This window comes from Pseudomonas sp. GZJR-8, from assembly GCF_002916705.1.
GTDB classification, from domain to species: domain Bacteria; phylum Pseudomonadota; class Gammaproteobacteria; order Pseudomonadales; family Pseudomonadaceae; genus Aquipseudomonas; species Aquipseudomonas synxantha_A.
Genome location: NZ_JXSI01000012.1, coordinates 70,345 through 95,903, shown reverse-complemented (window position 1 = coordinate 95,903; position 25,559 = coordinate 70,345). Strand labels below are relative to the sequence as shown.

Sequence of the window (25,559 nt, the reverse complement as noted above, 5' to 3'; positions counted from 1 at the left end):
CACCCAACACAAATCTTCAGGCAAAAAAATACCCCGGCCTTTCGACCGGGGCATTTTCTATCCAGCTATAACCTTAGTGGTTAACCGCCCCACTCGCCCCCAGGCCAGTCTGCGAACGCACAAACTGCGGGAAATACAGCGCACGCTCTTTCTCTGCCGCCGCCGATTTGTCGGTGATGGAGAAGAACCAGATGCCGATGAACGCAATGATCATCGAGAACAGCGCCGGATACTCGTACGGGAAGATGGCTTTTTCATGGTGCAGGATCGACACCCAGATGGTCGGGCCGAGGATCATCAGGCCCACGGCACTGATCAAGCCCAGCCAGCCGCCGATCATGGCGCCACGGGTGGTGAGATTTTTCCAGTACATGGAAAGCAGCAACACCGGGAAGTTACAGCTGGCGGCAATCGAGAACGCCAGGCCGACCATGAACGCAATGTTCTGGCTTTCAAACAGGATGCCCAAGCCAATCGCCAGCACCGCCAGGGCGATGGTGGTGATCTTCGATACGCGAATTTCATCCTTCTCGTTGGCCTTGCCTTTCTTGATCACGCTGGCATACAGGTCATGGGACACCGCCGAAGCGCCGGCCAGCGTCAAGCCGGCAACCACTGCAAGAATGGTGGCGAAGGCCACGGCCGAGATGAAGCCCAGGAAGATACTGCCGCCCACCGCGTTGGCCAGGTGCACCGCCGCCATGTTGTTACCGCCAAGCAAGGCGCCTGCTGCATCCTTGAACGCCGGGTTGGTGCTGACCAGCAGAATCGCGCCAAAGCCGATAATGAACGTCAGGATGTAGAAGTAACCAATGAAGCCGGTCGCATACAGCACGCTTTTACGCGCTTCCTTGGCGTCGCTCACCGTGAAGAAGCGCATCAGGATGTGCGGCAGGCCGGCGGTACCGAACATCAGGGCCAGGCCAAGGGAGAATGCCGAGATCGGGTCTTTCACCAGCCCACCCGGGCTCATGATCGCTTCACCTTTAGGGTGAACCTTGATCGCCTCGGCAAACAGCGTGTTGAAGTCGAAGTTGACGTGCTTCATCACCATCAGCGCCATGAACGAAGCACCGGAGAGCAGCAGCACTGCCTTGATGATCTGCACCCAGGTGGTCGCCAACATGCCGCCGAACAACACGTACAGGCACATCAGGATGCCGACCAGGATCACCGCCACATGGTAATCCAGACCAAACAGCAGCTGGATCAACTTGCCCGCGCCAACCATCTGCGCGATCAGGTAGAACGCCACCACCACCAGCGAGCCACAGGCCGACAGGCTGCGGATCTGAGTTTGCCCCAGGCGATAGGACGCCACGTCGGCAAAGGTGTACTTGCCCAGGTTACGCAGGCGCTCGGCGATCAGGAACAGAATGATCGGCCAGCCCACCAGAAAGCCGATCGAGTAGATCAGGCCATCGTAGCCGGAGGTGAACACCAGCGCGGAAATCCCCAGGAAGGACGCGGCCGACATGTAGTCACCGGCAATCGCCAAGCCATTCTGGAAACCGGTGATCTTGCCGCCTGCCGCATAGTAGTCAGCCGCCGACTTGTTGCGCTTGGACGCCCAATACGTGATGCACAGGGTGGCGCCGACAAACGCGACGAACATCACGATGGCCGAGACGTTCAGCGGTTGCTTGTGCACTTCACCGGTCAATGCGTCCGCCGCCCAGACGGCCGGAGCAAACAGCGAAGCGCCGAATATAGCCAATAGACGCCGGATCATTGCGCAGCCTCCTTGAGAATCGCATTGTTCAGGTCGTCAAATTCGCCGTTGGCCCGGCGTACGTAGATGCCAGTGAGAATGAAGGCAGACACAATCAGCCCGACGCCAAGGGGAATGCCCCAGGTAATCGAGGAACCGGGGCTGATCTTGGCCCCCAGTATTTGTGGCCCGTAGGCAATCAACAGGATGAAAGCGGAGTAAAGCCCTAGCATGATCGCCGAGAGAATCCAGGCGAATCTTTCCCTTTTCCTGACCAGCTCCTTGAAACGCGGGCTGTTTTGAATCGAGAGGTAAATGCTGTCGTTCATTGTTTTTATCCTCGCAGCACAGCTTTTTTATTATTTTGGAACATATCCACTGTATGCGGCTGCGGAAGAGGTTCCAGACGACCTTAGTAGTAGATCGAGTGTAGCGAGGGATGGCCAAAGCGCAGGAAGATTTGAGGCGGTGCGAAACCAATGTGGGAGGGGGCTTGCTCCCGATAGCGGTGTGCCAGTCAAAAAATCTGTGACCGACCTACCGCTATCGGGAGCAAGCCCCCTCCCACAGGGGTGCATCAGTGGCTTTTATTTAGCGGTCCACTCGGCGACGCGCTCAGGGTGCTTGGCCACCCAATCCTTGGCCGCGGCGTCTGGCTTGGCGCCTTCCTGGATAGCGAGCATGACTTCACCGATTTCATCCTTGGAGGCCCACTGGAATTTTTTCAGGAAAGCTGCCACTTCCGGCGCTTTCTTTTCCAGGCCCTTGCTGCCGATGCTGTTGACGGTTTCAGCAGCACCATAAATCCCTTTTGGGTCGTCCAGGAAACGCAGTTTCCACTTGGCGAACATCCAATGGGGCACCCAACCGGTTACCGCAATGGATTCCTGCTTGTCTTCGGCACGTGTCAGTTCAGCGATCATCGCCGCGCCCGAGCTGGCTTGCAGTTTGTAGTCCAGGCCGTATTGCTTGATGGCGTCGTCGGTCTTGAGCATCACGCCTGAACCGGCGTCGATGCCGACGATCTTGTTTTTGAAGGTGGTGTCGGTCTTGAGGTCTTCGATGGATTTGGCCTTGACGTACTCCGGTACGATCAAGCCAATTTTTGCATCCTTGAAGTTGGGGCCGTAGTCGACCACCTTGTCCTTGTTCTTGGTCCAGTATTCACCATGGGTCACCGGCAGCCAGGCAGACAGCATGGCATCGAGCTTGCCGGTGGCGACGCCCTGCCACATGATCCCCGTGGCGACCGCTTGCAGTTTCACGTCATAACCGAGCTTTTGCTTGATCACTTCCGCCGCCACATGGGTCGTGGCAACGCTGTCGGACCAACCGTCCACGTAACCGATGCTCAGGGTTTTGCTGTCGGCACTGACCAGTGTGGAGCCCATCGCAACTACCAGCGTGGCAGCTGCGCCCAAGAGTCGTCGCATCTTCATATGTACTTCCCCGAAAGTGCTGCGCCCGACGGATGCCGAGCGACATCAACCTGTTGTTATGCGGTGCACCGCGCCCCCTTCACGCGCATCGATCCGGTTGCTGAGGCATCAGTGGAGTACTGACAGTTTTATCATCAACCTGCGTAGGCCTTTGCCCTGCTCTGTGGGCGACCTTGGTTGAGCAAGAAACGACATCACATCGCCAGCAGGACGTTTTGTAGGAGTTATCGTCAGAATCCCGCCCGAAGTTTGCATGTCAAAATTATGCAGCCGCACTGGCACGCGCCAAATCCGGGTAAGATGCGCGCCTTTGCTCCCCCAGATAAGCCGACCATGCCTGCGACTGCCCGCTTTCCTGCCCTGCCCTATTTTCTTGCCTTGATCCTTGGTGTGCTTGCACTCGCTGGCTACTGGTATGGCCTCGGCCGGCCGGTAGTGCTGCCGGATGTAGCGAGCGCCAGCCACAAGTTGCAGTGTGCGTCCTACACGCCCTTCGACAAAGACCAGTCGCCGTTTGACCAGCCATTCAAGCTGCGCCCCGAACGCATGGATGCCGACCTGGCCTTGCTGGCCACACGCTTTGAATGCATCCGCACCTACTCCATGACCGGCCTGGAAGCCTTGCCGGACATGGCACGCAAGCATGGTTTGAAGGTCATGGCCGGCGCCTGGGTCAGCAGTGATCCGGTGGCGACCCAGAAAGAAATCAACGAACTGATCGCGGCGGCCAACACCAATCCCGATATCGTCACTTCGGTGATCGTCGGCAACGAGGCGCTGCTGCGCAAGGAAGTCACGGCCAAGCAACTGGTGGCGCTGATCCATCAAGTCAAAAGCCAGATCAAGCAACCGGTCACCTATGCCGATGTGTGGGAGTTCTGGCTGCAACACCCGGAAATCGAGCCGGCGGTGGACTTCCTGACCATTCACCTGCTGCCGTACTGGGAAGATGAGCCGTCCGGCATCGACCAGGCGCTCAAGCATGTAGGCGACGTACGCCAGACCTTCGGCCACAAGTTCGCGCCCAAGGACATCGTGATCGGCGAGACCGGTTGGCCCAGCGAAGGCCGTCAGCGCGAGACTGCCGTGCCGAGCCGGGTGAATGAAGCCAGGTTCATGCGCGGCTTTGTCGCCATGGCCGAAGCCAATGGCTGGCGCTACAACCTGATCGAAGCGTTTGACCAACCTTGGAAGCGCGCCAGTGAAGGTGCCGTCGGCGGGTATTGGGGGCTGTTCGATGCAGACCGCCAGGACAAGGGCATCCTCGCAGGGCCGGTGACCAATGTGCCGTACTGGTCGTTGTGGCTGGGCGTAGGCGCCGTGATTCTGCTCGGTACCCTGGCGCTCGGTGGCCGCATTCGCAGCAAGCGCTCCGCGGTGCTCCTGCCACTGCTCGGTGCGGTTGCTGCCTGCTCCATCGGCACCTGGGCCGAACTGACCCGCGTCACTGCGCGTTTCAACGATGAATGGGTATGGGCAGGCTTGCTGGTGGCCTTGAACCTGTTGGTGCTGGCCCACGCCGCCCTGGCCCTCAGCGCCCGTGACGGCTGGCGCGAGCGTGCATTCAACTGGCTGGAGCAACGCGCTGGCTGGCTGGTGGCGATTGCCGGGTTTGCGGGGGCGGTGATGATGCTGGCGCTGGTGTTTGACCCGCGTTATCGCAGCTTTCCAAGCGCGGCGCTGGTGCTGCCAGCCCTGGTGTACCTGGTGCGCCCGGTGACCGGGCCGCGTCGGGAGATTGCGCTGCTGGCCTTCATTATCGGTGCCGGCATTGCGCCGCAGTTGTACCGCGAAGGGCTATTGAATCAGCAGGCCTGGGGTTGGGCAGTGGTCAGCGTGCTGATGGTTGCGGCTTTGTGGCGTTGCTTGCGAGTGCGCAAGGCTTAAGATCGCTATCGCAGGCAAGCCAGCTCCCACATTTGACCGTGCTCACAGATAGAAATGTGTGAACCCAATCAACTGTGGGAGCTGGCTTGCCTGCGATGAGGCTACATCAGGCGCCGCCAGGCTTCCTGACCAACCGCAATCCCGCAATCACCACCGCAAACACCGCAAACGTCGTGTTGTACAACGCCAGCGCCGGCAACCCGAACACCAACCCCACTACTGCCAACGCCCATCCCGTACGCCCCGGTACAAAAAAGCCCAACACCGAGGTGATCAACGCCGCCCAGCCCAGCACCTTGAAGTGAATCATCAACCCCAGGTTCGCACGCACCTGGCACTCCCAGCGGCTGGCCTCCTCTGCGCAAAGGCCGACCCACTGCCCATCCTCCATAAAGCCATAACGTGCGGCATAACTGGCAGCCAGCCATAACGGCAGAGCAACAAGCAGCAAAATCAACGGCAAGCGGCGGGACATGGGGCACTCCGATAGGCAAAAACGGCGCTCAGCTTAATCCCACCGCGGCCGTTAGCAAGGTGTTCGCGCAGATATCTGTTCAACAATGCATGGCAAAGTGTATCGTCTGGCTACTATTACCCCGATTCCGACGTTTTTTCCGACTTTTCGTGCCGCTGCCTGGCACTTCGGTGGCAACGCGGTGGTCATAGCCTGCGAATTTCATTCAGCACGTTTCCTCTTAGGGATTAAGTCATGCTCCGTTCCTTGCGCTGTGCTGCCTTGCTGGGCAGCCTATTTTTGAGTGCGTCAGCACTGGCCGTCGATATCGACCAGGCCAGCTATGGCTACCCTTTGACCAACCCGTTCGAAGCGACCATCGCCACCACGCCTCCCGACCTTCGGCCAACCTTGCCGACCGATGATGAGATCAACCAATCCGATTACACCCTGAATATGCGCCCCGAGCGTGAGTTCAGCCTGCCCGATAACTTCTGGGCAGTGAAGAAGCTCACCTATCGCATCGCCAAGCAGGACCGCGCCGCGCCGCTGATCTTCCTGATCGCGGGCACCGGTGCGCGGTTCGACAGCAGCATCAACGAATACCTGAAGAAGCTGTATTACCAGGCCGGCTACCACGTGGTGCAGTTGTCATCGCCCACCAGCTTCGACTTCATCAGCGCTGCCTCGCGCTTCGCCACCCCGGGTATCACCCAGGAAGACGCCGAAGACATGTACCGCGTGATGCAAGCCGTGCGCGCGCAGAACGCCTCGCTGCCGGTCACCGACTTCTACCTCACCGGCTATAGCCTGGGGGCGCTGGATGCGGCGTTCGTCAGCAAGCTCGATGAGACGCGCCGCACCTTCAATTTCAAGAAAGTGCTGCTGCTCAACCCGCCGGTCAACCTCTACACCTCGATCACCAACCTCGACAAGCTGGTACAGACCGAGGTCAAGGGCATCAACAACACCACCACTTTCTATGAACTGGTGTTGAGCAAACTGACCCGCTACTTCCAGCAAAAAGGCTACATCGACCTCAACGATGCGCTGCTCTATGACTTCCAGCAGTCCAAGCAGCACCTGAGCAACGAACAGATGGCCATGTTGATCGGCACCTCGTTCCGCTTCTCGGCTGCCGACATTGCCTTTACCTCGGACCTGATCAACCGCCGTGGCCTGATCATTCCGCCTAAATACCCGATCACCGAAGGCACCAGCCTCACGCCGTTCCTCAAGCGTGCCCTGCAATGCGACTTCGACTGCTACCTCACCGAGCAAGTGATCCCGATGTGGCGCGCCCGCTCCGACGGCGGCAGCCTGCTGCAACTGATCGATCAGGTCAGCCTGTACGCCCTCAAGGACTACCTGCGCGACAGCCCGAAAATCGCCGTAATGCATAACGCCGATGACGTGATCCTCGGCCCTGGCGATCTGGGTTTCCTGCGTAAAACCTTCGGCGATCGCTTGACCGTCTACCCGCTGGGCGGCCACTGCGGCAACCTCAATTACCGCGTCAACGCCGACGCCATGCTGGAGTTCTTCCGTGGCTAAATATCTTCTGCTGCTCGCCGCAATGTTGTGCGCAGGCGTGGCCAATGCCGACAACAGTAAAGCTCAAGAGCCCATCAAGGTCGATGCCGACGGCTTCAAGGAGCCGCTGACCAAGCTCAAGTTCAACCCGGGCCTGGACCAGCGTGAATTCGAGCGTTCCACGCTTACCGCGCTCAACGTCTACGACCCGCTGGAGTCGTGGAACCGCCGCGTTTACCACTTCAACTACCGCTTCGACCAATGGGTGTTCCTGCCGGTGGTCAATGGCTACCGCTACGTCACGCCGAGCTTCCTGCGCACCGGTGTGAGCAACTTCTTCAACAACCTGGGCGATGTGCCCAATCTGTTGAACAGCCTGTTGCAACTCAAGGGCCATCGCTCCCTGGAAACCACCGGGCGCCTGCTGGTCAACACCACCATCGGCGTCGCCGGCCTGTGGGACCCGGCAACGGCCATGGGCCTGCCACGCCAGAGTGAAGACTTCGGCCAGACCCTGGGCTTCTACGGCGTACCGGGCGGTGCCTATGTGGTGTTGCCGATCTTTGGCCCGTCGAACCTGCGTGATACCACCGGCTTGCTGGTGGACTACACGGCAGAATCGCAGATCAACTTCCTCAACGTGTCCGAAGTCAGCTCCAACCATCCGGAAGTCTGGGCCCTGCGCGCCGTCGATAAGCGCTACCAGACCAGCTTCCGCTACGGCCAGATGAACTCGCCGTTCGAGTATGAGAAGGTGCGGTATATCTACACCGAATCGCGCAAGTTGCAGATTGCCGAGTAATTCGCCCCCATGAAAAAGGCCATTCGATTGAATGGCCTTTTTTGTACGTGCTACGTCATGCCCTGAGTGCTTTCCAGCCCTTGCCCACGATGCTGACCGCCGCCAGCACCACAGCCCCGGCAATAATCCCCGCCACCGCATTCAGCAACGTCGGCATCAACCATGCCAGCGCCCCGGTGCTATGGCTTACCGTTTCGATCCAGTGATGCACCACGGGCACGCCATGGGTGAGGATGCCGCCACCGACCATGAACATCGCCGCCGTGCCAATCACTGACAGGCTCTTCATCATGTAGGGGGCCGCACTCAGAATCGCGCCGCCAATACTGCGCGCCACCTGACCCGGCTTCTGCGTCAGCCACAGCCCCAGGTCGTCGAGTTTGACGATACCGGCGACCAAGCCGTAAACGCCAATGGTCATGACAATGGCGATACCCGACAGCACGATCACCTGTTGAGTCAGCTGCGCATCGGCAACGATGCCAAGGGTGATGGCGATGATTTCCGCTGAAAGAATGAAGTCTGTACGGATCGCCCCCTTGATCTTGTCTTTTTCAAAGGCCACCAGATCGGTTGCCGGGTCGGCCACAGCCTCTACCAACTGCGCGTGTTGGGCCTGGTCTTCAGCCTTGCTGTGCAGGAATTTGTGCGCGAGCTTCTCAAAACCTTCGAAACACAGGTAAGCGCCGCCCAGCATCAATAAGGGGGTCACGGCCCAGGGAGCGAAGGCGCTGATCAGTAACGCGGTAGGCACCAGGATCAACTTGTTGATAAACGAGCCCTTGGCCACCGCCCACACCACCGGGATTTCCCGCTCGGCGCGCACGCCGGAGACCTGCTGGGCGTTCAGTGCAAGGTCATCGCCCAGCACGCCCGATGTCTTCTTGGCGGCCATTTTTGTCATCAGCGCGACGTCATCGAGTACCGCCGCGATATCGTCGATCAATACCAATAAGCTGCTTCCTGCCATGAACCGGACTTCCGTTAGAGAGAGATGACGCGAGCATAGCCCGGCGCACGGCCTTGCGGCCAGATTGTTGAGGCCTGCTGATGGCCGGTGCTACCATGCGCAACCGCCTGTCATGGCAAGGAAACGTCTGGTTTATGAGCAGCATTCGCGAGCGCAACAAAGAAAAAATCCTGCGGGCGGCGAGCGAGGAGTTTGCCGACAAGGGCTTCGCCGCGACCAAAACCAGCGACATCGCCGCCAAGGCCGGGCTGCCCAAGCCCAACGTCTATTACTACTTCAAGTCCAAGGACAACCTCTATCGCGAGGTACTCGAAAGCATTATCGAGCCGATCCTGGCCGCTTCCACGCCGTTCAACCCCGAAGGCGAGCCCAAGGAAGTATTGAGCAACTACATCCTCTCCAAAATCCGCATCTCCCGCGACCTGCCGTTCGCCTCCAAGGTCTTCGCCAGCGAAATCATGCACGGCGCCCCACACCTGAGCGCCGAGCAGGTTGAACAGCTCAATGCCCAGGCCAAGCACAATATCGATTGCATCCAGAACTGGGTGGATCGTGGGTTGATTGCGGCTATCGACCCTAATCACCTGATGTTCAGCATCTGGGCGGCGACCCAGACCTATGCGGACTTTGACTGGCAGATCTCAGCCGTTACCGGCAAGGCCAAGTTGGATGAAGCCGATTATGAGGCGGCGGCGCAGACGATTATTCGGTTGGTGCTCAAGGGGTGTGAGCCGGATTGATAGACCGCGGCGAGGCTATCGCAGGCAAGCCAGCTCCCACACGGATTTGCGCCGGACACAAAATGTAAAGTGGTCACAATCCCCTGTGGGAGCGGGCTTGCCCGCGATAGCGCCCATCCAGACACATCCTGCTAAAAGCCTGCCGATCAGCCTTCGCCCCTCAGTCTGGCCTCTCAGAACACCATCTGAAGAGAGGCCAAGGAATGCCTGATCTACCTGCTTCAAAACGCCTGCGCATCGGTCGCTATAACGAATCCAACCGCATTTACCTGCTCACCACCAACACCCTTGAACGTGAGCCCATCTTCAGCGACTTCAGACTTGGCCGTCTGGTCGTACACCCATTCAGGATCGCTCAATATAAAGGGCTCGCAACATCATTGGCCTGGGTAGTGATGCCTGATCATTTCCATTGGCTTGTTTCTCTGGAGAAAGGTTCGCTTGCCGACTTGATGCGCCAAGTTAAATCCAAGAGCACACGAGTGGTGAATGCGGTGGCGGGCCGCCAAGGTCGCCTCTGGCAGCCGGGCTTTCATGATCATGCCGTGCGTCGAGAGGAAAGCCTTGAGGGGATTGCACGTTACATCGTAGCCAATCCACTCAGGGCCGGGCTGGTAAAGAAATTTGGCGACTATCCGCTATGGGATGCCATTTGGGTTTGACTGTAGACCGAGTCGACTGCATCGCAGGCAAGCCAACTCCCACACTGAGTGGGCTCACACAGTTAGATCTGTGAACACCGTCAATGTGGGAGCTGGCTTGCCTGCGATAGCTTACTCACAGTCAGAACGACTCAAGCCGACACCCCCGCATCCGCCATCAACCCCACCCCCTCAATCGCCGTGATCGCACACTGCTCGTCAATATCCGACGTATCCCCGGTGATTCCAATCGCCCCCAACACCACCCCCGACTGATCCCGTATCAACACCCCGCCCGGCGCCGGCACCACACTGCCCTGCCCCAGGCTGTTCAACGCTGCGATAAACGCCGGCCGCTGCTGCGCATCCAGTGCTAGTAAACGTGAGCCCTTGCCCAAGGCAATCGCCCCCCAGGCCTTGCCGATGGCGATTTGCGGGCGCAGCAGGCTGGCGCCGTCTTCGCGCTGCAAGGTAATCAAGTGCCCCCCGCTATCGAGTACCGCGATGGTCAGCGGCGCTGCAGAAATCGTGCGGCCTGCGGCGATAGCATGGCCGGCCAACTGGGTGGCGAGTTTCAAGGTTAAAGCGCTCATGGTGCCGTCCTTCTTTTGTTATTGGAAAGCGGTGGAGTTCTGTTTGATCAGATGCTCGATCGAATAAATAGAACACAATGACATTTGTTTTTGTATACAATATTTTCAAACAAAGGCTCCATACGTCGAAAAAAGCCGTTCCGACGAACGCAAAGGCCGTTTCATAAAATGCATTGACCTGCGCCGTCCGCCGTGAATACACTTTGGACAGACACCACTTGTATACAATTACAAAACGCAAGAGGCACCAAAACCATGAGCAAAATGAGAGCAATCGAAGCCGCTGTCCTGGTGATGCGCCGTGAAGGTGTGGATACCGCCTTCGGTATCCCGGGCGCCGCGATCAACCCGCTGTATTCAGCCTTGCAGAAGGTGGGTGGCATCGATCACGTCCTTGCTCGCCACGTTGAAGGCGCCTCGCACATGGCCGAGGGCTATACCCGCACCAAGGCCGGCAATATCGGCGTGTGCATCGGCACTTCGGGCCCGGCGGGCACTGACATGGTCACCGGCCTGTACAGCGCCTCGGCCGACTCGATTCCGATCCTGTGCATCACCGGGCAAGCGCCACGTGCACGGATGCACAAGGAAGACTTCCAGGCCGTCGATATCACCAGCATCGTCAAGCCCGTGACCAAGTGGGCCACCACCGTGCTCGAACCCGGCCAGGTGCCCTACGCGTTCCAGAAGGCTTTCTATGAAATGCGTTCCGGGCGCCCAGGCCCGGTACTGATCGACTTGCCGTTCGACGTACAAATGGCCGAGATCGAATTCGACATCGACGCCTACCAGCCACTGCCCCTGGCCAAGCCCTTGGCCACCCGTATCCAGGTCGAGAAAGCCCTGGCGATGCTGGACCAGGCTGAACGCCCATTGCTGGTGAGCGGTGGTGGCGTGATCAACGCCGACGCCAGCGAGTTGCTGGTGGAGTTCGCTGAGTTGACCGGCATCCCGGTGATTCCGACCCTGATGGGCTGGGGCACCATTCCCGATGACCACCCGCTGATGGTAGGCATGGTCGGCCTGCAGACGTCCCACCGTTATGGCAACGCGACGATGCTCAAGTCGGACGTGGTGCTGGGTATCGGCAACCGCTGGGCCAACCGTCACACCGGCTCGGTGGAGGTGTACACCGAAGGGCGCAGATTCATTCACGTTGACATCGAGCCGACGCAGATTGGCCGCGTGTTCACCCCGGACCTGGGTATCGTCTCCGACGCCGGTTCCGCGCTGACGATGTTCATTGAAGTCGCCCGCGAATGGAAAGCCGCCGGCAAGCTCAAGGATCGCAGCGCCTGGTTGCATGACTGCCAGCAACGCAAAGCCACGCTGCACCGCAAGACGCACTTCGACAACGTGCCGGTCAAGCCGCAACGCGTGTACGAAGAGATGAACCAGGTGTTCGGCAAAGACACCTGCTACGTCAGCACCATCGGCCTGTCGCAGATTGCCGGCGCGCAATTTTTACATGTGTACAAGCCACGCCACTGGATCAACTGCGGCCAGGCGGGCCCGCTGGGCTGGACCATTCCGGCGGCACTCGGCGTGGTCAAGGCCGACCCGAGCCGCAAGGTGGTGGCGCTGTCAGGCGACTACGACTTCCAGTTCATGATCGAAGAACTGGCGGTGGGCGCGCAGTTCAAGCTGCCGTACATCCACGTGGTGGTGAACAACTCTTACCTGGGGCTGATCCGCCAGGCCCAGCGCGGCTTTGAAATGGACTACTGCGTGCAGCTGTCTTTCGACAACCTCAACGCCCCGGAACTCAACGGTTATGGCGTCGACCATGTGGCCGTCGCCGAGGGCCTGGGCTGCAAGGCGCTGCGTGTGTTCGAGCCGGGCCAGATCCAACCGGCCCTGCGCAAGGCTCAGGAAATGATCGAAGAATTCAAAGTGCCGGTGATCGTTGAGATTATTCTGGAGCGAGTGACCAATATTTCCATGGGCACCGAGATCAACGCCGTCAACGAATTCGAAGACCTGGCCCTGGTCGGCAACGATGCGCCGACTGCCATTTCCCTGCTCGATTAAGGAGAACCCTATGCCGCGCTTTGCCGCCAACCTGTCCATGCTGTTTACCGAACAGGACTTCCTTGCTCGCTTCAAGGCAGCCGCCGATGCCGGCTTCGAAGGTGTGGAATACCTGTTCCCGTACGAATTCAGCTCTGCCGATATCAAGGCACAGCTCGATGCCAACGGCCTGACCCAGGTGCTGTTCAACCTGCCGGCCGGTGATTGGGCCAAGGGCGAGCGCGGCCTCGCCTGCCACCCGGACCGGGTCGAGGAATTCCGCGCCGGGGTCAAGCTGGCCATCGCCTATGCCCAGGTATTGGGCAACACCCAGGTCAACTGCCTGGCAGGTATCCGGCCACAAGGCGTCGATGACGAGACCGTGGAAAAAACCTTCGTCGCCAACCTCAAGTACGCCGCCGAGAAGCTGCAGGCGGCGGGTATCAAGCTGGTGATGGAGATGATCAACACCCGCGACATTCCGGGCTTCTACCTCAACAACACGGCGCAGGCTCTGTCGATTCGCGAGCAAGTGGGCAGCGCCAACCTGTTCCTGCAATACGACATCTACCACATGCAAATCATGGAAGGCGACCTGGCGCGGACCATGCAAACGCACCTGGGTGAGATCAACCATATCCAGCTGGCAGACAACCCGGGGCGCAACGAGCCAGGTACCGGTGAGATCAACTACCGCTTCCTGTTCGAGCATCTGGACCGCATTGGTTACGCAGGTTGGGTCGGCTGTGAGTACAAGCCGTTGACCACGACCGAGGCGGGTTTGGGTTGGCTCAAGACCCATAACGCCATCTGACAACTGACACAACATAAAACAATGTGGGAGCTGGCTTGCCTGCGATGCAAACACCTCGGTGTATCAGTCAGGTCCGGTTGATGCCATCGCAGGCAAGCCAGCTCCCACATTAAAAGAGGATTTTGATCATGGCTAAAATCGGATTTATCGGCACCGGCATCATGGGCCAACCCATGGCCGCCAACTTGCAGAAAGCCGGTCACCAACTGTTTCTCTCCGAGCACCACGGCAAAGCGCCCGCCGAGCTGCTTGCTGCCGGCGCCATCGCCTTGGCCAACCCGCAGCAGGTCGCCCAGGAATCGGAATTCATCATCGTCATGGTGCCCGACACCCCACAGGTCGAAGACGTGCTGTTGCGCGCCGATGGCGTGGCCGCCGGTCTGTCACCCAATAAAGTAGTGATCGACATGAGCTCGATCTCCCCCACCGCCACCAAGGCGTTCGCGGCGAAGATCAACGAAACCGGCGCGCAGTACCTGGATGCACCGGTGTCTGGCGGTGAAGTCGGCGCCAAGGCCGGTACCTTGAGCATCATGGTCGGTGGTGAACCGCAGACGTTCGAACGCGCATTGCCGCTGTTCCAGGCCATGGGCAAGAACATCACCCTGGTGGGCGGTAACGGCGATGGCCAGACCGCCAAGGTCGCCAACCAGATCATCGTCGCGCTGAACATCCAGGCGGTGGCCGAAGCCTTGCTGTTTGCCTCGAAAAACGGTGCCGACCCGGCCAAGGTGCGTGAAGCGTTGATGGGTGGCTTTGCGTCGTCGAAGATTCTGGAAGTACATGGCGAACGCATGATCAAGGGCACCTTCGATCCGGGCTTCCGCATCAACCTGCATCAGAAAGACCTGAACCTGGCATTGGCCGGCGCCAAGGAACTTGGGATCAACCTGCCGAACACCGCCGGCACCCAGCAAGTGTTCAGCACCTGCACGGCGATTGGCGGCGGTAACTGGGACCACTCGGCACTGATCAAGGGCCTGGAGCACATGGCCAATTTCTCCATCCGCGACAAGTAACCCACCTTGGAATGCAATCCAGTGTGGGAGGGGGCTTGCTCCCGATAGCAATCGGTCATTCAACCACTATGTCGACTGATACACCGCTATCGGGAGCAAGCTCCCTCCCACATTTTGACCGCATTTCAAATCTGAAATGGCTGCACTCCTAACAACAAGAATCCCCCGGGAGCCCGCTTATGTCGGTCGATCCGCAACACCTGCTTCGCGAGCTGTTTGCCACAGCCATCGACGCCGCCCACCCCCGGCAAGTCCTTGAACCCTACCTGCCTGTTGACCGCAGTGGCCGAGTGATCGTGATCGGCGCCGGCAAGGCCGCGGCCGCCATGGCGCTGGTCGTCGAAGACTGCTGGCAGGGAGAGGTATCGGGCCTGGTGGTCACCCGCTACGGGCACGGTGCGCCGTGCAAAAAAATCGAGGTGGTCGAAGCGGCCCACCCGGTGCCGGATGCTGCCGGCCTGGCTGTGGCCCAGCGCGTACTGGCGCTGATCAGCAACCTGGGCGAAGAAGACCGTGTGATTTTCCTGCTGTCCGGCGGCGGTTCGGCGCTGCTGGCCTTGCCCGCCGAAGGCATCAGCCTGGCCGACAAGCAAAGCATCAATAAAGCCCTGCTCAAATCCGGTGCCACCATTGGCGAGATGAATTGCGTGCGCAAGCACCTCTCGGCGATCAAGGGCGGGCGACTGGCCAAGGCCGCTTGGCCGGCTACCGTGTACACCTACGCAATTTCCGATGTGCCGGGCGACCAGGCCACGGTGATCGCCTCGGGCCCAACCGTCGGTGACCCGAGCACTTCGCAACAAGCCCTGGCAATCCTCAAGCGCTATGGCATCGACGCTCCCGCCTCGGTGCGCAGTTGGTTGCAAAACCCCGCCTCGGAAACCGTCAAGCCTGGCGACCCGATACTTGCCCGCAGCCACTTCCAATTGATCGCCCGCCCCCAGCAATCCCTGGAAGCCGTGGCCGTGAAGGTCCGCCGGGCAGGGTTCAGCCCACTGATCCTCGGTGACCTGGAAGGTGAAGCGCGGGAGGTGGCCAAGGTGCATGCCGGCATCGCCCGGCAGATTGTGCAGCACGGCCAGCCCCTGGCAGCGCCGTGCGTGATCCTTTCGGGCGGCGAAACTACCGTCACCGTGCGCGGCAACGGCCGTGGCGGACGCAATGCCGAATTCCTGCTCAGCCTCACCGATAGCCTTAAGGGCATGCCCGGCGTTTACGCCCTGGCCGGCGACACCGACGGTATCGACGGCTCGGAAGACAATGCCGGCGCGATCATGACCCCCTGCAGCTACCGCCGTGCCGAAGCCCTCGGCCTGAGCGCCAGCGACGAGTTGGATAACAATAATGGCTACGGCTATTTCGCCGCCCTGGGCGACTTGATCGTCACCGAGCCGACCCGCACCAACGTCAACGATTTCCGCGCCATCCTGATCCTTGAGACTGCCAACCATGACGCCTGACAAGAAGGTTAAAATCCTCGCCACCCTGGGCCCGGCCACCGACGGTATCGATGACATTCGCGAGCTGGTGCAAGCCGGGGTGAATATCTTCCGCCTCAACTTCAGCCACGGTGAGCACGCCGACCATGCGCAGCGTTACCAGTGGATTCGCCAAGTGGAGCGCCAGCTGAATTACCCGCTGGGCATCCTCATGGACCTGCAAGGGCCGAAGCTGCGGGTCGGACGTTTTGCCGAAGGCAAGGTACAGTTGATTCGCGGCCAGGCTCTGCGCCTGGACCTCGACCCGACACCCGGCGACCAACGCCGCATCAACCTGCCCCACCCAGAGATCATCGCAGCCCTTGAACCGGGCATGGACCTACTGCTCGACGACGGCAAGCTGCGCCTGCGGGTGATCACCAAACACGCCGATGCCATCGACACCACCGTGCTCAACGGCGGCGAGCTGTCCGACCGTAAAGGCGTAAACGTCCCACAAGCGCTATTGGAACTCAGCCCGCTCACCGCCAAGGACCGCCGCGACCTGAGCTTTGGCCTGGAGCTGGGCGTGGACTGGGTGGCGCTGTCCTTTGTGCAGCGCCCGGAAGATATCCGCGAGGCCCGCGAGCTGATTGGCGACAAGGCCTTCCTGATGGCCAAGATCGAGAAGCCCTCAGCCGTGCAGCGCCTGCAGGAAATCGCCGAGTTGAGCGATGCGATCATGGTGGCCAGAGGCGACCTGGGCGTGGAAGTGCCGGCCGAAAGCGTGCCGCAGATCCAGAAAGACATCATCAGCACCTGCCGCCAACTGGGCAAGCCGGTAGTGGTCGCCACGCAGATGCTCGAATCCATGCGCTTCTCCCCGGCGCCGACGCGTGCCGAAGTCACCGATGTCGCCAACGCCGTGGCCGAAGGCGCGGACGCGGTGATGCTGTCGGCCGAAACCGCGTCGGGCGAGTACCCGCTGGAAGCGGTACAGATGATGAGCAAGATCATCCGTCAGGTGGAAAATGGTCCGGATTACCAGGCGCAACTGGACGTCAGCCGGCCCAAGGCGGATGCCACAGTGTCGGACGCCATCAGCTGCGCGATCCGGCGCATCAGCAGCATCCTGCCGGTGGCGGTGCTGGTGAACTACAGCGAGTCGGGCAGTTCCAGCTTGCGCGCCGCAAGGGAGCGCCCGGTGGCGCCGATCCTCAACCTCACGCCGAACCTGTCCACGGCGCGACGCTTGAGCGTGGCGTGGGGCGTGCATTCGGTGGTCAATGATCGTTTGCGTCAGGTCGACGAGGTGTGTTCCACCGCGCTGGAAATTGCCCAGGCCCAGGGTATGGCGCAGCGTGGGGATACCTTGGTGATTACCGCAGGGGTGCCGTTCGGGCAGCCGGGGTCGACCAACTCGCTGCGTATCGAGACATTGCTCTAGCGCCTGTAGGGGCCTCATCGCAGGCAAGCCAGCTCCCACATTTGGATGTGTGAACACCGTCAAATGTGGGAGCTGGCTTGCCTGCGATGGGGACAACTCGGTCTCATTGAATACCTATCATGCACAACCACACCTGCCCCGACTGGGCCGAAGCCCTGCTCAACGGCTTCAGCCAGATTTTCCTGCAGCGCCACCCGCTGTGCGGCCTGCTGTGCCTGCTGGCGATCCTGATCGGCGCCCCGGACTTGCTGGGCGGTGCGTTGCTGGGCGGTGTCGCGGGGTTGCTCACCGCCCAGCGCCGTGGGTATCCCAAAGCTGAGCGTCAGGCCGGGCTGTATAGCTACAACGGCGTACTGCTGGGCTTGTTGATCAGCCAGCACTTTGCCTGGTCGGCGCTGGTGCCGCCGCTGATCCTGGCGGGCGGCGGCTTGAGCGCTATCCTCACCCGGCAATGGTTGAAACACGCCAGCCGGCCCCACAATTTGCCCGCCTACACTGCCCCCTTTGTTGGCCTCGGCTGGCTGCTGCTCGGCCATGTACCTCAAACTACGCTTGCGCCGGCCCAGGCCGACATGTTCGCGGTACTCACGGCGCCCTTTTCCGGTCTTGGGCAAATCATGCTGCTGGAGCAGCCCCTGGCGGGTCTTTTAATCGCCCTGGGTTTGCTGCTGGCTGACCGCCGTGCCGCCGCATGGGCCATGATCGGCGCCAGCCTCGGTGTGCTGGCCGGCCTGTGGTTGAATGAGCCTTCCGGTGCCCTGCTCGGTCTGCACAGCTATAACCCGGCATTGGCGGCCCTGGCCCTGAGCCCGTTACGTCGCCAGCCCTGGTTACCGCTGCTGGGCATCGGCCTGGCCATCCTGCTCACGCCGGGCTTCACCGCCCTGCACCTGCCCGCACTGACTGCACCGTTTATCCTCGCCTGCTGGCTGGTGCGCGCCGGTCACCGGTTGCTTCACAAACCCCGCATGGACAGCCCGTTCGAATCCCCCTAGGCTTGCTCGATATTCGCTTCAGGCAGGATTTATGGACAGCAACAACGACTGGCGCCAGCGGCTCTACATCATGGTGTTTCAAAGCGATACCGTCGCCGGGCGGCGCTTTGACGGCATCCTGCTGCTGATCATCCTCGCCAGCCTGGTGATCGTGATGCTCGACAGCATCGACCAGATCCACCAGAACTACGCGGACGTGCTGGCCTATATCGAATGGGGCTTCACGCTGATCTTCGCCATCGAGTACGGCCTGCGCCTGTATTGTTCGCCCAAGCCGCTGCGCTATGCCTTCAGTTTTTATGGCCTGGTGGACCTGCTGGCCATCGTCCCCGGCATCCTCGCCCTGTACTACAGCGATGCGCAGTACCTGCTGATCATCCGCATCATCCGGATGCTGCGAATCTTCCGCGTGCTCAAGCTCAGCCCGTACCTCAAGCAAGCCAATTATTTGATGGCGGCGCTGCGCGGCAGCAAGCAGAAGATCGTGGTGTTCCTGGTCAGCGTGTGCACGCTGGTGACGGTGTTCGGTACCTTGATGTACGTGATCGAAGGCCCGGAACACGGGTTTACCAGCATTCCCAAGGGCATCTACTGGGCCATCGTGACCCTGACCACCGTAGGCTTCGGCGATATCGTGCCCAAGACACCGCTGGGCCAGGTGATTTCATCGCTGGTCATGATCACCGGTTATTCGATCATTGCCGTACCCACGGGCATTTTTACCGCCGAGCTGGCCAGTGCCATGCGTGGTGAACAGCTGCGTACCGAGTGCCCGGCGTGCAAGAAAGACAGCCACGAACCCAACGCCGCGTTTTGCTCGCGCTGTGGCAGCAATCTTTTCCATAAACTGGAATAAGCAAAGTTCGTTTTAATCTTTAAAGGTCTATGCAGGCCCGGCTATAGTCGCTGGCAAATTGCCTCCCCTCTTCTCGAACAACAAGGAATGAGCAGTGAAAAAAATCCTCAGCGCCTCTCTTCTGGCCGCCGGCCTGGCCCTGGCGGGCTCTGCCCAGGCAGCGACCACCCTGCTCAACGTCTCCTACGACGTGATGCGCGACTTCTATAAGGACTACAACGCCGCTTTTCAGAAGCATTGGGAAGCCGAGCACCCGAACGACAAGTTGACCCTGCAGATGTCCTTTGGCGGCTCCAGCAAACAGGCGCGCTCGGTCATCGACGGCCTGCCGGCTGATGTGATCACCATGAACATGGCCACCGACATCAATGCCCTGGCCGACAATGGCAAGCTGGTGCCGGACAACTGGGTCACGCGCCTGCCGAACAACAGTGCACCCTTTACCTCTGCGACCGTATTCATCGTGCGCAAAGGCAACCCCAAAGCCCTGAAAGATTGGCCGGACCTGCTCAAGGACGGCGTGCAGGTGATCGTGCCCAACCCGAAAACCTCGGGTAACGGCCGCTACACCTACCTGTCGGCCTGGGGTTATGTGCTCAAGAACGGCGGCGACGAAGAGAAGGCCAAGGCCTTCGTCGGCAAACTGTTCAAACAAGCGCCAGTGCTGGACACCGGTGGGCGTGCCGCGACCACCACGTTCATGACCAACCAGATCGGCGACGTGCTGGTGACCTTTGAGAACGAAGCAGAAATGATCGCCCGTGAGTTTGGCCGCGATCAGTTCGAAGTGATCTATCCAAGCGTTTCCGCCGAAGCCGAGCCGCCCGTTTCGGTGGTCGACAAAGTGGTCGAAAAGAAAGGCACCCGTGCTGCCGCTGAAGACTACCTGAAGTACCTGTGGTCGCCAGAGGGTCAGGAAATTGCGGCCAACAACTACCTGCGCCCACGGGATCCGAAGGTGTTGGCCAAATACACCGACCGCTTCCCGAAGGTGGACTTCCTGTCGGTGGAGAAAACATTTGGTGACTGGCGCACGGTGCAGAAGACCCACTTCAACGATGGTGGGGTGTTTGACCAGATCTACTCCGGCCAGTGAATGATCTTGGCTGAATAGACTCGATCAAAATTGTGGGAGGGGGCTTGCTCCCGATAGCGGTGTGTCAGCCAATGCCTGTGCTGACTGACACACTGCTATCGGGAGCAAGCCCCCTCCCACATTGGGTTTTGCATTGAGTCATTATTTCGCGGCATGACAGTTATCACGCCAAGCGGCCTACTCACTGCCGGCCCTTGCCTTTACTCTCTCACCCCATCGTCCTTCGCCTTACGAGCACGCCATGAACGCTACCTCTCACGCCACAGGCACCATGACCCGGAGCATGGTCATGCTGTTCGCGTTTTGCTGCGGCGCCATCGTCGCCAACATCTACTACGCGCAGCCAATCATCGAACTGATTGCCCCGGACATCGGCCTGACGCCGGCGATGGCCAGCCTGATCGTGTCGCTGACGCAAATCGGTTATGCCTTGGGCCTGTTCTTCCTGGTGCCGTTGGGTGATTTGCTGGAAAACCGCAGGCTGATGATCTTCACCACCGTGGTGGCTATCGCGAGCCTGTTGGGCGCAGCGTTCACCGAACAGCCCAACCTGTTCTTGCTGGTGTCGCTACTGATCGGTTTCAGTTCGGTATCGGTGCAGATCCTCATCCCGCTCGCCGCGCACCTGGCCCCTGCCGAGTCCCGTGGTCGTGTGGTCGGCAGCATCATGGGCGGCTTGCTGCTGGGCATTCTGCTGGCGCGGCCGGTGTCCAGCGTGGTGGCCGACCACTTCGGCTGGCGTGCGATGTTTATGGCCGCCGCCGCCTTGATGGCGTTTATCAGCGTGGTGCTGATGCTGACCATTCCCAAGCGTCAACCCGATCACAGCGCCAGCTACGCCCAATTGCTGCGCTCCCTGGGCACCTTGCTGCGTAAGCAGCCGGTATTGCGCCAGCGTGCGTTTTACCAGGCGTGCATGTTTGCCACCTTCAGCCTGTTCTGGACCGCTGCTCCACTGGAGCTGGCGCGCAACCATGGCCTGAGCCAAAGTGAAATCGCGCTGTTCGCCCTGGTGGGTGCCCTGGGCGCCATCGCCGCGCCCATCGCCGGTCGCCTGGCCGATGCCGGCCACACCCACCGCGCCTCGCTGCTGGCAATGCTGTTTGGCGCGTTGAGTTTCCTGCCCGCGTTCGTGCATCCGGTGTACAGCGTGATCGGCCTGGCAGTGACCGGCGTGGTTCTGGACTTCTGCGTGCAGATGAACATGGTCCTCGGCCAGCGCGCTGTATACGCCCTCGATGCCCACAGCCGCAGCCGCCTGAACGCGCTGTACATGACCAGCATCTTCATCGGCGGTGCGTTCGGTTCGGCAATTGCCAGCAGCGTGTATGAACACGGCGGCTGGCTGAGCGTGATGCTGGTGGGCAGCGCTTTCCCACTGGTGGCGTTGTTGCGTTTCCTTTCTGCATCGCGCCAGGTGAAGGTGGCAACCGCCTAAGAGCGCACCAACTTCTCCAGCGCCGCGTCCGCCAGAAAGGAGGACCGGCTTTTGACCTTGTGCTCGCGCACATAACGGTCAATGCGCTGAATGACATAGCCGGGCAAGGTCACATTGACCTTCTCGGTCTTGCCAAGATAAGGCGAGATGTCCAGTTCCAACATGCCCCAGCCCATGCCCAGATAGTCTTCATGAGCGTGATGAGTGGCGACCGAGGTTGGCATCGGAATCCCCCCACCCTCTGCGGCGATTTCCTGCAAAAGGATATGCGCCACTTCCACGGCGGCATTGTAGGCTTCTTCGAAACTGTCCCCGGCAGTGACCGCGCCTGGGATATCAGGGATCTGGATACCGGTGGCGGTGAAATCATCGCCCCATTCGATACAGATTGGGTATTGCATGAATGCTCTCCTTAAAACTGAAACAACCCGGCGCGCTTCCTGCAACTCCTTGATCAATAGCCTGCTCTGCACCGCTGCCTCCGTGGCTTGGCCTGAATAAAAGTAACCCTAGAGTTACCATTATTCAAGCGCAAAAAGCATCGCCCGGACTGGCGGCTGTTTTACCGAATGTTGAAAACTCACGAAAAAATCGAAAACAGCCTGCTTATAAAACCCGTGAACGATGAAAAAACGTTCTGGATAAAGCTCCCCCCTGGCCTGGGACCCGGTTCGTGCGGCTGGTCTGTGTCTGGAGTCGGTTCTGGAATAGGCGTCGGGAGAGGTTCTGGAACAGGCGCGACAATGGTTTCAGGGGTGGGGAAAGGAATTACCGTTGGGGCCTGCCCGCTCCACACCACATCCGTCTGTTTGATCTGGCCTTGGCTGGTCACCAACAGATCCGCTGTGCCAGTGCCAGTCGTATCCACCGCCAGGGTGAAACGCCCCGTCGCCGAGTCATGCCCGAGCACCGCATCCCCCGCCCGGCCTTTGAATCGGTCGGAGAAATTCAGCGACTTGAGCTGCGCAGTCTGAAGCACTCCGGTCAGGTCAATCTTGTCGATCCCGCTTTGGAAGTCCTGGATGATGTCCGGGTTCTGCGGCGTTGAATCGACGACACGGTGATAAACGAACGTGTCCGCCCCAGCACCACCGTGAAGCTTATCCGCACCCCGGCCGCCCGTAAGACGATTGCCAGCTTCGTTGCCTATCAATGTATCGTCGCCGGAACCACCAATGGCATTCTCCACGCTCACGCCCTTGGCAATCGACACATTCCCCCGCAAGCCACCTACATCCGAGAACGTTTCGGCCTTGAGGCTGATGGTTTGGTTCTGGGTGAACCCGGAGAAGTCGAGCGTGTCGTTACCACCGCCGTCCCAAACCGTGAAAATCGGTTTGTCACTCCCGCGCTTGAGGCTATAGAACTCCCGAGCGGAGTTGGAGTTGAAGCCGTAGGTGGTATCGGTATTGCGGGTTTTGCTATTCGCCCCGTAAAGCCGCTGGGCCGCGGCGATATCATCCATCATCGGCGCTACCGGGCTGTGCCTGGCAAAATTATGCCCAGGCTGATAAGTCTCCGCCCAATAACTCATGACACTGCGTGCCTTGGTGTCCTGGGCATATTCGGCAGAGCGCTCGTAATTGAAGCCACCACCATCGTATCCACCCGGATGACTCAACCCGAGGGTGTGCCCCAGTTCATGGATCAACAAACCCAGGAAGTGGCTGCCCATGGTCGGGTTATGCGCACCGCTGGTGCCGATGTTGGCCTGGACTCTGGAGTAATGCCTGTTAGGCAGCCTTGCCCAGCCCGACGAACCCGACGTGCCCTTGATACTGATGGTGCCATCGGTGTTCGAGCCGTTTTCGACAAATTCGATATTGGCGACATCCGCCCAGTATTGCAGGGCTTGTCTGGCTCGCTCTTTCTGCGCGGCATTGAAACCGCCAGCAAAATTAAAGCCGACGACAACCTTGCCATCTTTATTGAGATCATGAAACTTGGATCCACTGCGCGTAATATGTTTCGCTGCCTGATCCGTGGTGAAGGTTTTTTTATTGTTTGCCCAGAGAACAACTGCGTTCTCAGCGGCTGATAACCGGGACTGCGACATCGCCGGAGCGCGCGTACGGGCAGAATGCCTAACAGGGATTTGCATGGTGTATTGATACTCTGAACAGTGAAGAGTTAACCGTCCATACATGAATTACCGACACTGACTTATCCGTGGCCAGCCCGATAAAAATCCCATATCAAAAACACCTTAACTACCGTTATTTTTTTGCGAAAGCATTTATTAAACACAACAGCAAAAAGTCCGTACAAGTATTAATCGGATCGACATACCCCTACATACCAATCGCCACAAAGGCGTTAAGCCACAGAAGAAACAGTTTTCAACAAATCAACTTAATTCATTCAAGAGTTTTACTTAACAACATCAAGAAACCCACTCAAACATACCGAAGAAAACACGCTTGAGGTGAAGGCTTTTATCTGATCTGAAACATGATCAATGCCTACACACCTTGATTGCCCGCAGCTACCGAGTGCGCCTGATCCAGGCAGCACAGCAAGCGTTCGACGGTATGCACCAAGGGCCCGGAATTATCCAACACAAACAAACCCGCGCCGTTTCCGGCAATCAGCTCAGCGGTAAATCGCGCGTTGCGCGCCAATCGCTCTTCGATGTCCGCCAATGACTCACGCCCGCGTGCGATCAAACGTTGGCGCAATACGGCTTGATCGACCGTCAGCAGCAACACCAACAATGTCGGGTAACGCTCACGGGTCTGCGCCAGGTGGGCGCGAGAGCCATTGACCAGCACATCGTCCCCTGCGGCCAGCCACTCGTCGATTTCCCTGGGGATGCCATACGACAAGCCATTGGCCTGCCAGCTCAAGGCAAACGCGCCCTCGGCGTCCATCCGCGCAAACTCCTGCGGGCTCACCCCTTGCGCCGCTTCGCCGACTGCCTCCGCCGAGCGTGTGATCACCCGGCGCACCATGCGACAACCACACGCCTGCAAGCGCAGGCGTGCGGCATCCAGCAGGCTGTCCTTGCCCGAACCCGATGGCCCGATGAGATAGATCAACCTGCCCGTCATCAAAACACCCTCTTGGCTTGTCTCCAGGCTTGTTGCGCCCCCGGCAACGCTTCGCAGCAACCGACCTGCGCCAGGTAGCGGCCACTGGAAAGTATATCCAGCAATTTTTCGCCAGCCAGGCCGGCGGCGGCCACATTACCCGAGTGCGCGCTGCCGCGCACCTGTGGGAGGGGGCAAGCCCTGCTGCAAGTCAGTTAAGACAGAACTGGCAACTGTGGCGAGGGAGCTTGCTCCCTCGCCACAGGTCATTGCGCGTACTGCTTGCTCAACCCCGGCGGCACGCCTTGCACATTGGTTTCTTCCCAGGGCCCGTTGGGGCTGATGGAACGGCTCCAGCCGTTGCTCCAGCGGTAGTAGGTACGCTGGCGGTAGAAGGTGTCGGGCTGGTCGTCGAGCACGTACACCTGCATCTTGCCGTCCCAGTGGCTGGCAGCCCCCGGTGGTGGAGCAAAGGTGGGTGACTTGCTTGGCAGTGGCTTTGGCGGCGGGGTCACCGGGCCGGAAGGCTTGGTACTCGGCTGAGTCGACGGGCCCGATGGCGGGATGGTCGGGCCGGTGGGTGCCGCAGGTGGGCGGTGGACCGCACAGGCGCTCAGGCCGAGTACCAGGCTGAGCAGGGTGATGCGTGCAAATGCGGTCATGGGCG

At 59.7% G+C, this 25,559-nt stretch carries 24 protein-coding genes; 14 read left to right on the top strand and 10 right to left on the bottom strand.

From position 1 onward, the window contains the following. Positions 1–73: 73 nt before the first annotated feature. From TK42_RS21485 to TK42_RS21475, 3 genes are all read right to left on the bottom strand, one after another. Positions 74–1,732: a cation acetate symporter gene (locus tag TK42_RS21485; protein WP_005786566.1), complete on the bottom strand. Its 1,659-nt coding sequence runs from the start codon at positions 1,730–1,732 to the stop codon at positions 74–76. Beyond that, positions 1,729–2,040, bottom strand: a complete 312-nt coding sequence (locus TK42_RS21480; RefSeq protein WP_005786564.1) for a DUF485 domain-containing protein — start codon at positions 2,038–2,040, stop codon at positions 1,729–1,731. Before TK42_RS21480 ends, TK42_RS21485 begins: the two co-directional genes overlap by 4 nt. A 258-nt stretch (positions 2,041–2,298) precedes the next feature. After that, positions 2,299–3,150, bottom strand: a complete 852-nt coding sequence (locus tag TK42_RS21475) for a glycine betaine ABC transporter substrate-binding protein (protein WP_032877092.1) — start codon at positions 3,148–3,150, stop codon at positions 2,299–2,301. A gap of 333 nt (positions 3,151–3,483) precedes the next feature. Here TK42_RS21475 and TK42_RS21470 point away from each other — a divergent pair, with 333 nt between their 5' ends. Continuing rightward, complete coding sequence (locus TK42_RS21470) at positions 3,484–5,037, top strand: glycosyl hydrolase family 17 protein (protein WP_103735079.1); 1,554 nt, start codon at positions 3,484–3,486, stop codon at positions 5,035–5,037. 106 nt (positions 5,038–5,143) lie between these two features. On the opposite strand, the gene TK42_RS21465 is transcribed toward TK42_RS21470, so the two are convergent. Next, complete coding sequence (locus TK42_RS21465; RefSeq protein WP_103735078.1) at positions 5,144–5,512, bottom strand: hypothetical protein; 369 nt, start codon at positions 5,510–5,512, stop codon at positions 5,144–5,146. A 234-nt stretch (positions 5,513–5,746) separates the two neighbouring features. Here TK42_RS21465 and TK42_RS21460 point away from each other — a divergent pair, with 234 nt between their 5' ends. Both TK42_RS21460 and TK42_RS21455 read left to right on the top strand, forming a co-directional pair. Next, positions 5,747–7,045, top strand: coding sequence for a serine/threonine protein kinase (locus TK42_RS21460; protein WP_032877094.1), 1,299 nt, complete (start codon positions 5,747–5,749; stop codon positions 7,043–7,045). After that, positions 7,038–7,826: a VacJ family lipoprotein gene (locus TK42_RS21455; RefSeq protein ID WP_103735077.1), complete on the top strand. Its 789-nt coding sequence runs from the start codon at positions 7,038–7,040 to the stop codon at positions 7,824–7,826. The genes TK42_RS21460 and TK42_RS21455 overlap by 8 nt, the downstream gene beginning before the upstream one ends. Before the next feature lie 55 nt (positions 7,827–7,881). Here TK42_RS21455 and TK42_RS21450 read toward each other — a convergent pair whose 3' ends face one another. Next, the gene (locus TK42_RS21450) at positions 7,882–8,796 is read right to left on the bottom strand and encodes a DUF808 domain-containing protein (protein ID WP_103735076.1); all 915 of its coding nucleotides are present in this window, start codon (positions 8,794–8,796) and stop codon (positions 7,882–7,884) included. Between the two features lie 134 nt (positions 8,797–8,930). Here TK42_RS21450 and TK42_RS21445 point away from each other — a divergent pair, with 134 nt between their 5' ends. Both TK42_RS21445 and TK42_RS21440 read left to right on the top strand, forming a co-directional pair. Beyond that, positions 8,931–9,536, top strand: coding sequence for a TetR/AcrR family transcriptional regulator (locus TK42_RS21445; RefSeq protein ID WP_103735123.1), 606 nt, complete (start codon positions 8,931–8,933; stop codon positions 9,534–9,536). A gap of 203 nt (positions 9,537–9,739) precedes the next feature. After that, a complete protein-coding gene (locus TK42_RS21440) occupies positions 9,740–10,198 on the top strand; it encodes a transposase (RefSeq protein ID WP_103735075.1) in 459 nt (152 codons plus the stop codon). Positions 10,199–10,329: 131 nt separating this feature from the next. Here TK42_RS21440 and TK42_RS21435 read toward each other — a convergent pair whose 3' ends face one another. Further along, the gene (locus TK42_RS21435; RefSeq protein ID WP_032877098.1) at positions 10,330–10,770 is read right to left on the bottom strand and encodes a heme-binding protein; all 441 of its coding nucleotides are present in this window, start codon (positions 10,768–10,770) and stop codon (positions 10,330–10,332) included. A gap of 255 nt (positions 10,771–11,025) precedes the next feature. On the opposite strand from TK42_RS21435, the gene gcl reads away from it, so the two are divergent. The 9 genes from gcl to TK42_RS21390 all read left to right on the top strand — a co-directional run bounded on the left by gcl (position 11,026) and on the right by TK42_RS21390 (position 21,863). Further along, positions 11,026–12,801 carry a glyoxylate carboligase gene (gene gcl / locus TK42_RS21430; RefSeq protein WP_032877099.1) on the top strand — a complete coding sequence of 592 codons (1,776 nt, stop codon included), beginning with the start codon at positions 11,026–11,028 and terminating at the stop codon, positions 12,799–12,801. Positions 12,802–12,811: 10 nt separating this feature from the next. Continuing rightward, on the top strand, positions 12,812–13,594 hold the full coding sequence (gene hyi / locus TK42_RS21425) for a hydroxypyruvate isomerase (protein WP_032877100.1): 783 nt from the start codon (positions 12,812–12,814) through the stop codon (positions 13,592–13,594). Positions 13,595–13,722: 128 nt separating this feature from the next. Next, entirely contained in the window at positions 13,723–14,613 is an 891-nt protein-coding gene (locus tag TK42_RS21420; RefSeq protein ID WP_103735074.1) for a 2-hydroxy-3-oxopropionate reductase, read from the top strand. Positions 14,614–14,792: 179 nt separating this feature from the next. Beyond that, positions 14,793–16,073: a glycerate kinase gene (locus tag TK42_RS21415; protein WP_078820718.1), complete on the top strand. Its 1,281-nt coding sequence runs from the start codon at positions 14,793–14,795 to the stop codon at positions 16,071–16,073. Beyond that, positions 16,063–17,478 carry a pyruvate kinase gene (pyk, locus tag TK42_RS21410; RefSeq protein ID WP_032877103.1) on the top strand — a complete coding sequence of 472 codons (1,416 nt, stop codon included), beginning with the start codon at positions 16,063–16,065 and terminating at the stop codon, positions 17,476–17,478. Before TK42_RS21415 ends, pyk begins: the two co-directional genes overlap by 11 nt. Positions 17,479–17,597: 119 nt before the next feature. Next, entirely contained in the window at positions 17,598–18,473 is an 876-nt protein-coding gene (locus TK42_RS21405) for an urea transporter (RefSeq protein ID WP_078820717.1), read from the top strand. Positions 18,474–18,504: 31 nt separating this feature from the next. Then, positions 18,505–19,329 carry an ion transporter gene (locus tag TK42_RS21400; RefSeq protein WP_005786531.1) on the top strand — a complete coding sequence of 275 codons (825 nt, stop codon included), beginning with the start codon at positions 18,505–18,507 and terminating at the stop codon, positions 19,327–19,329. A 94-nt stretch (positions 19,330–19,423) separates the two neighbouring features. Continuing rightward, positions 19,424–20,425, top strand: a complete 1,002-nt coding sequence (locus TK42_RS21395) for a sulfate ABC transporter substrate-binding protein (protein WP_005786529.1) — start codon at positions 19,424–19,426, stop codon at positions 20,423–20,425. 241 nt (positions 20,426–20,666) lie between these two features. Next, positions 20,667–21,863, top strand: a complete 1,197-nt coding sequence (locus TK42_RS21390; RefSeq protein WP_081883284.1) for an MFS transporter — start codon at positions 20,667–20,669, stop codon at positions 21,861–21,863. Here TK42_RS21390 and TK42_RS21385 read toward each other — a convergent pair. The 4 genes from TK42_RS21385 to TK42_RS21370 form a co-directional block, all read right to left on the bottom strand. Beyond that, positions 21,860–22,264: a type II toxin-antitoxin system HicB family antitoxin gene (locus tag TK42_RS21385; protein ID WP_103735073.1), complete on the bottom strand. Its 405-nt coding sequence runs from the start codon at positions 22,262–22,264 to the stop codon at positions 21,860–21,862. The two genes, TK42_RS21390 and TK42_RS21385, sit on opposite strands and share 4 nt — an antisense overlap. Positions 22,265–22,443: 179 nt before the next feature. After that, positions 22,444–23,964 (bottom strand): M10 family metallopeptidase C-terminal domain-containing protein, encoded by a 1,521-nt coding sequence (locus TK42_RS21380; protein WP_103735072.1) that lies wholly within the window; start codon positions 23,962–23,964, stop codon positions 22,444–22,446. A 361-nt stretch (positions 23,965–24,325) separates the two neighbouring features. Further along, complete coding sequence (gene phnN / locus TK42_RS21375; protein ID WP_103735071.1) at positions 24,326–24,913, bottom strand: phosphonate metabolism protein/1,5-bisphosphokinase (PRPP-forming) PhnN; 588 nt, start codon at positions 24,911–24,913, stop codon at positions 24,326–24,328. Positions 24,914–25,158: 245 nt separating this feature from the next. After that, positions 25,159–25,554 carry a hypothetical protein gene (locus tag TK42_RS21370; protein ID WP_005786516.1) on the bottom strand — a complete coding sequence of 132 codons (396 nt, stop codon included), beginning with the start codon at positions 25,552–25,554 and terminating at the stop codon, positions 25,159–25,161. Positions 25,555–25,559 lie beyond the last annotated feature (5 nt).

What these genes read in the sequence shown, in the direction of transcription:
- TK42_RS21485 (WP_005786566.1), bottom strand. Translation starts at nt 1,732, where the DNA reads ATGATCCGGCGTCTATTGGCTATATTCGGCGCTTCGCTGTTTGCTCCG.
- TK42_RS21480 (WP_005786564.1), bottom strand. Translation starts at nt 2,040, where the DNA reads ATGAACGACAGCATTTACCTCTCGATTCAAAACAGCCCGCGTTTCAAG.
- TK42_RS21475 (WP_032877092.1), bottom strand. Translation starts at nt 3,150, where the DNA reads ATGAAGATGCGACGACTCTTGGGCGCAGCTGCCACGCTGGTAGTTGCG.
- TK42_RS21470 (WP_103735079.1), top strand. Translation starts at nt 3,484, where the DNA reads ATGCCTGCGACTGCCCGCTTTCCTGCCCTGCCCTATTTTCTTGCCTTG.
- TK42_RS21465 (WP_103735078.1), bottom strand. Translation starts at nt 5,512, where the DNA reads ATGTCCCGCCGCTTGCCGTTGATTTTGCTGCTTGTTGCTCTGCCGTTA.
- TK42_RS21460 (WP_032877094.1), top strand. Translation starts at nt 5,747, where the DNA reads ATGCTCCGTTCCTTGCGCTGTGCTGCCTTGCTGGGCAGCCTATTTTTG.
- TK42_RS21450 (WP_103735076.1), bottom strand. Translation starts at nt 8,796, where the DNA reads ATGGCAGGAAGCAGCTTATTGGTATTGATCGACGATATCGCGGCGGTA.
- TK42_RS21445 (WP_103735123.1), top strand. Translation starts at nt 8,931, where the DNA reads ATGAGCAGCATTCGCGAGCGCAACAAAGAAAAAATCCTGCGGGCGGCG.
- TK42_RS21440 (WP_103735075.1), top strand. Translation starts at nt 9,740, where the DNA reads ATGCCTGATCTACCTGCTTCAAAACGCCTGCGCATCGGTCGCTATAAC.
- TK42_RS21435 (WP_032877098.1), bottom strand. Translation starts at nt 10,770, where the DNA reads ATGAGCGCTTTAACCTTGAAACTCGCCACCCAGTTGGCCGGCCATGCT.
- gcl (WP_032877099.1), top strand. Translation starts at nt 11,026, where the DNA reads ATGAGCAAAATGAGAGCAATCGAAGCCGCTGTCCTGGTGATGCGCCGT.
- hyi (WP_032877100.1), top strand. Translation starts at nt 12,812, where the DNA reads ATGCCGCGCTTTGCCGCCAACCTGTCCATGCTGTTTACCGAACAGGAC.
- TK42_RS21420 (WP_103735074.1), top strand. Translation starts at nt 13,723, where the DNA reads ATGGCTAAAATCGGATTTATCGGCACCGGCATCATGGGCCAACCCATG.
- TK42_RS21415 (WP_078820718.1), top strand. Translation starts at nt 14,793, where the DNA reads ATGTCGGTCGATCCGCAACACCTGCTTCGCGAGCTGTTTGCCACAGCC.
- pyk (WP_032877103.1), top strand. Translation starts at nt 16,063, where the DNA reads ATGACGCCTGACAAGAAGGTTAAAATCCTCGCCACCCTGGGCCCGGCC.
- TK42_RS21405 (WP_078820717.1), top strand. Translation starts at nt 17,598, where the DNA reads ATGCACAACCACACCTGCCCCGACTGGGCCGAAGCCCTGCTCAACGGC.
- TK42_RS21400 (WP_005786531.1), top strand. Translation starts at nt 18,505, where the DNA reads ATGGACAGCAACAACGACTGGCGCCAGCGGCTCTACATCATGGTGTTT.
- TK42_RS21390 (WP_081883284.1), top strand. Translation starts at nt 20,667, where the DNA reads ATGAACGCTACCTCTCACGCCACAGGCACCATGACCCGGAGCATGGTC.
- TK42_RS21385 (WP_103735073.1), bottom strand. Translation starts at nt 22,264, where the DNA reads ATGCAATACCCAATCTGTATCGAATGGGGCGATGATTTCACCGCCACC.
- TK42_RS21380 (WP_103735072.1), bottom strand. Translation starts at nt 23,964, where the DNA reads ATGCAAATCCCTGTTAGGCATTCTGCCCGTACGCGCGCTCCGGCGATG.
- phnN (WP_103735071.1), bottom strand. Translation starts at nt 24,913, where the DNA reads ATGACGGGCAGGTTGATCTATCTCATCGGGCCATCGGGTTCGGGCAAG.
- TK42_RS21370 (WP_005786516.1), bottom strand. Translation starts at nt 25,554, where the DNA reads ATGACCGCATTTGCACGCATCACCCTGCTCAGCCTGGTACTCGGCCTG.